Below are 5,410 nucleotides of genomic sequence, written 5' to 3' on the forward strand. Positions count from 1 at the left end.
GCCGCCCAGCAACTTCGTTATGGCGCGGAAGCTAGGCGACGCCGATCCGGTGTGCCTATGATGCTCGCTGTAACGAAGGACGAAGGAATCTGGTGGAACTCCAGAGCGGTCGCGCCACTGTAAGAGTCAGACCCGACGTTCTTCACTTCTCAAACGGGACGCGAACTCCCGAAAGGACATCCGACATGACATCTCCCGAGGCTCGCCAGAGCGCAGCGCCAGCGTTGGACTTCTCCGCCACCAGAGCGGCGCTGTGGTTGTCCCTCACCGCCTTTCTGGCGTTGATGGCCCTGTACTTCGTCGGGGTCGACCAGGGGGCGACGTCGGTGTTCGGCGACAACATGTACATTCACGAATTCGTGCACGACGCACGCCACCTCCTCGGCTTCCCCTGCCACTGACGGCCGGGAGTAGCCAAGGACCATGGAGAAGCAATTCATCTGGCGCGGCCTTCTGGCCGGCGCCGTCGCAGGGGTGTTCGCGTTCGTCTTCGCGAAGATCTTCATCGAGCCCATCATCGGACGGGCCATCGACTTCGAGGACGCCACCGCCGCCGCGCACGGGGCCATGGAGTTGGCCTCTGGCGGGCACAGCCACGGCGAAGAAGGCGGCGAACTGTTCAGCCGCGGCGTCCAGACCACGATCGGGATGGGCCTGGGCGTACTGATCTTCGGCGTCGCCCTCGGCGCGTTGTTCGCCGTCGTCTACGCCGTGGCGTACGGCCGTGTCGGCAACGTGTCGGCCAAGGCGTTGTCGGTCCTGGTGGCGGGCGCAATGCTCGTGTCGCTGTGGGTCGTTCCCGCGCTGAAGTACCCGCCGAGCCCACCCGCGACCAGCCTCGACGAGACCATCACCCAACGGACCTTGCTGTACCTGTTGATGGTCGGACTGTCGGCTCTGTTCATGGTGGCCGCGGTGTACCTTGGCCGCCAACTCGTTCCGAGGCTCGGGGCGTGGAACGCCACCCTGGTCGGTGGCGGCGCGTACCTCGTCGCGGTGTTCGTCGTCATGCTCATTCTGCCGACGATCAACGAAGTCCCCGGCCCGATGGTCAACGACGCTGGCGTGATCGTGTTGAGCGGCTACCCAGCGGCCGATCTGTACGAGTTCCGCCTGTACACCTTCACCAACCAGCTGATCATCTGGGCGACCATCGGTCTGGTATTCGCGGTCTTGATCTCGAAGCTGTTGTACGGCAGGCGAACCGGAGCGGAGTCCAGCGCCGCATCCCGGTAGGCCAACGTGAGTGAAATCGTCCGGCTGACCCTCGTATCCCACGCGATGACGGATGCGATGGCAGCCGGGCGGTTCCCGGCCGACGAGCCACTCAGCGAGATCGGGCAGCGCCAGACCCAGGCGGTGCCCGATCTCGGCAGCGTCGACACCGCCGTCTGCGGACCCGAGTTGCGGACCATGCAGACCGCCGAACGTCTCGGACTTCGGCCTCGGCTCGAGCCGATGCTGGCCGACCTGGAATGCGGAAGGTGGCGTGGCCAACTCCTCGGCGACATCGGCCCCGCTGATCTCGCGGTCTGGCTGACCGATCCCAGCGGGGCGCCGCACGGCGGGGAGTCGGTGGCGGCGTTGATCGGGCGAGTTGGTGCCTGGCTGGACTCCGTGGCGGGCCACCCCGAGCGGATAGTGGCCGTCACGCATCCCGGGGTGATCCGGGCGGCGGTCGTGGTCGCGCTCGATGCGCCGCCGACGTCGTTTTGGCGCATCGACGTCGGGCCGGCGAGTCGCACCGTCATGCATCTGCGCGCAGGCGCTTGGACCCTGAGGTCGACGGGTTAGGACTGTCCAACGGGGATGAGGCCGAACGCCTGCTGCGCGATGGACAGCAACCAGGCCGCCGCAGTCTGGCTGCGGTACTTGGGCCAGTTCAACTGGAAGCTGACCACCCAGGCCTGACCCGTCCGGTCGACGGCGTACCAACTGAACGTCAAGTCGCCGGGGAGGTTGCCACCCTTGGCTCCGATGTATCCCCAAACCGAGCGATCCAGCTCGATGCCGGGGATGGCCGAGAGAATGTCCTTCACGGGTGCCGCCGACCCCGTCGCGGTGGCTTGCAGGGCGGCGTGCACCCGGCAGATGTCTGCGGCACTGCCGTACCACTCGGCGCCGTACGGCGATGCGGGATCGTGGGTGCGGTTCGGATCCGGTTCGTAGGGAACGCCGTTCGTCTGCCGCAGGAGTTGGGCGCGGCCCTGTGCGGTGGCGCTCTTCCACTGCTCGCGGAGATCGGGTTCGCCCCAGCCAACGGAGAACAACTCGTGCGTCGTCGGGAAGGGCGTCATGCTGGCCGGGTCGTGGTGGCCTGCGTGCACCAGGGCCCGCTCGACGGCGCCAGGACCCAACCGGTTCATCAGCAGATCGGTGGCCATGTTGTCACTTGCCGAGATCATCTGCTGCGCAGCTTCCCGCACCGACACCAGCGACCCATCCGGCCGGTCGTCGAGGCCAGCCGAGCCGACGGCCTTGGCCTCATCGGTGATGGTGAGCTGGTCGTCCCAAGACACCCTGCCCGCCTTGACCTCGTCGGCGACGGCGAGCAGGACGTAGAGCTTGAAGATCGACGCCAGGGGCAGCGCATCGTCGAGGTGGCTGCCCGCCACCCTCGTGCACCTGCCGTCCGTCACCTTGGAGGCCTGGTAGGAGTACCGGGCGCCCGCTGCCTCGAATTGCCTGTCGATGTCGGACCACTGGGTGATCGCAGGCTTCTGCAAGGTGACCTCGAACCGGTCGACCAGACCGGCGTCGTTGGTACGGAGCTCGATGTCCTGGCGCACGCCGTAGGACGTCTGCAGGTGCAGCGTGGCCTCCGCCGCGCCGACTTCGATCCCGGTGACAGTGAACGGCCGGTCCCACCACATCCGGTCCATCGTGAACGCGACGTCGTCGACCTTCGCCGGGATCGTGAGCGTCGCCACGCCGGGCGTGCCGATCGGCCAGTCGGAGTTGAGCATGTCCACCGTCTGCTTGGCGCGCAGACCCTGTGGCGTGTTGGTGTTGATGTACGTGACGGACGCGGCGTCGGCCGGTGCCGAACCGGTATGTGCACATCCGCAAGCCAGGCTGGCGACGACGGTTACGGCAGCTGCCAGGCCCGCCCCCCGTCGTGCCACCCGGCTAGGAGTCCGTACCGGTCCCCGCAAGGTCGACGACCTCGAACTCCAGCAGCGACGCGCCGGTGGCCACCGGGTTGGCGCGCTGACCCGCGTGGGCCTCGACCGCCGGACCAGAGGCCCAGGCCTGGAAGGCCTCTTCGGACTCCCACTGCGTGACGACGAAGTAGCGGTCCTCGCCCTTCACCGGCCGCAACAGTTGGAACCCGAGGAAGCCGGGCTGATTGTCGACGGCGTGGGCGCGATGCGCGAAGCGCTTCTCCAACTCTGGGCCTGCGTCGGGAGGAACCTCGATCGCATTGATCTTCACCACGGACATGCGTACTACGTTACCGGTCCGTTATCTCGCGCCGTCCGCTGCTGTCAGGATGTCGGGCATGCCTCGCGCACTGCTGACGCCCCGCGGCGGCGACGGTGAGCCGATCGTCCTGGTGCACGGGTTGATGGGCCGGGGGACCACCTGGTCACGCCAGCTGCCGTGGTTGGCGCAGCACGGCGCGGTGTACACCTACGACGCGCCGTGGCATCGCGGTCGTGACGTCGCGGGCCCGGACTCGGTGGCCACCGAGGGTTTCGTGGCCGACCTCGCGAACGCCGTCGCGGAACTGGGCGAGCCCGCGACTTTGATCGGCCATTCGATGGGTGCTCTGCACTCTTGGTGCCTGGCCGCGTCGGCGCCCGAGCTGGTGACCGCGTTGGTGGTGGAGGACATGGCGCCGGACTTCCGCGGCCGGACGACCGGCCCGTGGGAGCCGTGGCTGCACTCGTTGCCGGTCGAGTTCGACAGTGCGCAGCAGATTCTCGGCGAGTTCGGTCCGGTCGCGGGCCGCTACTTCCTCGAGGCGTTCGATCGCACGGCCACCGGGTGGCGTCTGCACGGACGGATGGAGCGGTGGGTGGAGATCGCCGCGGAGTGGGGCACCCGCGACTACTGGCAGCAGTGGCGCTCGGTGCGGGCGCCGACGCTGCTGATCGAGGCGGGCTACTCCGTGACACCGCAGGGGCAGATGCGCGAGATGGGTGAAACCGGCCACCGGACAACGTATTTGCACGTGCCGGGCGCCGGCCACCTGGTTCATGACGACGCCGAGACGGATTACCGCGACGCGGTGCAGCGGTTCCTAACGTCGCTCGCCGAGGACTCCTGACACCGGCCAGGACGGGTGCTGCGCGAAGTGGGTGCGCAGCGCATCGTCCTCGACGCGGTAGTAGTCACGGGTGGTCATCTCGCCGAAGAGGCGGGCGCGCATGAATTCGCTGCGATGGCTGGCCCAACTCAGCAGGGCTGCCAGCGCGAACGGGGCGGACAGGATCAGAATGACGAGGAGAATGTTCATGGCAGCAATTGTGTGTTCATCGATATCAAGCCAACAAGTGGCAGCGCAGCCCGCGTACGATAAGATCCTGCCATGATCAAGAGCGTTTCAGCACTAGTGCTGGACGGCCTCGCCGCCTTCGAGTTCGGGGTGATCTGCGAGGTCTTCGGCATCGACCGCAGCAACGACGGCGTCCCGAACTTCGACTTCAAGGTGTGCGGCCCCCAGCCGGGCAGGCCCGTCCAGATGTCGATCGGCGCGTCGCTGACCCCCGACTACGGCTTCGACGCACTCGTCGGCGCCGATCTGGTCGCCATCCCCGCCATCGCCGGTGGCAACTACCCAGAAGAGGCACTCGAGGCGATCCGCACCGCGGCCGCGTCCGGGTCGATCATCCTCACGGTGTGCTCCGGCGCATTCGTCGTCGGCGCGGCCGGGCTGCTCGACGGCCGCAAGTGCACCACGCACTGGATGCACGCCGACGAGCTGGCCGCCATGTACCCCACGGCGGAAGTCGACCGCAACGTCCTCTACGTCGACGACGGCAACCTCATCACCAGCGCGGGAACGGCCGCGGGCATCGACGCCTGTCTGCACCTGGTGCGCCGTGAACTCGGCAGCGAGGTCACCAACATCATCGCCCGACGCATGGTGGTGCCACCGCAGCGCGACGGGGGTCAGCGTCAGTACATCGAACAACCCATTCCGATCCGCTGCTCCGATGGCTTTGCGCCCCAACTGGATTGGATCCTCACCAACCTGGAGAAGCCGCATACCGTCGCGACGCTCTCGAGGCGGGCGAGCATGTCGGCGCGGACGTTTGCGCGAAGGTTCGTCGAGGAGACCGGCCGCACGCCCATGCAGTGGGTCACCGACCAGCGCGTGTTGTACGCCCGGCGGCTGCTTGAGGAGACCGACCTCGACATCGACCGGGTGGCCGACAAGTCCGGCTTCGGCAACGCCACCCTG

8 protein-coding genes are annotated in these 5,410 nt (G+C 67.3%); 5 read left to right on the plus strand and 3 right to left on the minus strand.

What is annotated here, in order from left to right:
* Window positions 1-185 precede the first annotated feature (185 nt).
* From ABW137_RS20535 to ABW137_RS20545, 3 genes are read left to right on the plus strand one after another with little or no spacing between them, the layout of a single operon-like run.
* Complete coding sequence (locus tag ABW137_RS20535; protein WP_526403280.1) at window positions 186-401, plus strand: CbtB domain-containing protein; 216 nt, start codon at window positions 186-188, stop codon at window positions 399-401.
* Between the two features lie 22 nt (window positions 402-423).
* Complete coding sequence (locus ABW137_RS20540) at window positions 424-1,236, plus strand: CbtA family protein (protein ID WP_526403281.1); 813 nt, start codon at window positions 424-426, stop codon at window positions 1,234-1,236.
* Between the two features lie 6 nt (window positions 1,237-1,242).
* Window positions 1,243-1,794, plus strand: coding sequence for a histidine phosphatase family protein (locus tag ABW137_RS20545; RefSeq protein WP_526403282.1), 552 nt, complete (start codon window positions 1,243-1,245; stop codon window positions 1,792-1,794).
* Here ABW137_RS20545 and ABW137_RS20550 read toward each other — a convergent pair.
* Both ABW137_RS20550 and mhuD read right to left on the minus strand, forming a co-directional pair.
* Window positions 1,791-3,155 (minus strand): serine hydrolase, encoded by a 1,365-nt coding sequence (locus ABW137_RS20550; RefSeq protein WP_526403283.1) that lies wholly within the window; start codon window positions 3,153-3,155, stop codon window positions 1,791-1,793. The genes ABW137_RS20545 and ABW137_RS20550 overlap by 4 nt on opposite strands.
* Window positions 3,130-3,444, minus strand: coding sequence for a mycobilin-forming heme oxygenase MhuD (gene mhuD, locus ABW137_RS20555; protein WP_526403284.1), 315 nt, complete (start codon window positions 3,442-3,444; stop codon window positions 3,130-3,132). Before mhuD ends, ABW137_RS20550 begins: the two co-directional genes overlap by 26 nt.
* A gap of 58 nt (window positions 3,445-3,502) precedes the next feature.
* Here mhuD and ABW137_RS20560 point away from each other — a divergent pair, with 58 nt between their 5' ends.
* On the plus strand, window positions 3,503-4,273 hold the full coding sequence (locus ABW137_RS20560) for an alpha/beta fold hydrolase (protein ID WP_526403285.1): 771 nt from the start codon (window positions 3,503-3,505) through the stop codon (window positions 4,271-4,273).
* Here ABW137_RS20560 and ABW137_RS20565 read toward each other — a convergent pair.
* Entirely contained in the window at window positions 4,247-4,462 is a 216-nt protein-coding gene (locus ABW137_RS20565; protein WP_526403286.1) for a hypothetical protein, read from the minus strand. The genes ABW137_RS20560 and ABW137_RS20565 overlap by 27 nt on opposite strands.
* Window positions 4,463-4,534: 72 nt before the next feature.
* On the opposite strand from ABW137_RS20565, the gene ABW137_RS20570 reads away from it, so the two are divergent.
* Window positions 4,535-5,410, plus strand: an 876-nt coding sequence (locus ABW137_RS20570) for a GlxA family transcriptional regulator (protein ID WP_526403287.1), incomplete at its 3' end; no start/stop codon positions are given.

Source organism: Mycobacterium sp. (genome assembly GCF_040509115.1).
Taxonomy (GTDB): domain Bacteria; phylum Actinomycetota; class Actinomycetes; order Mycobacteriales; family Mycobacteriaceae; genus Mycobacterium.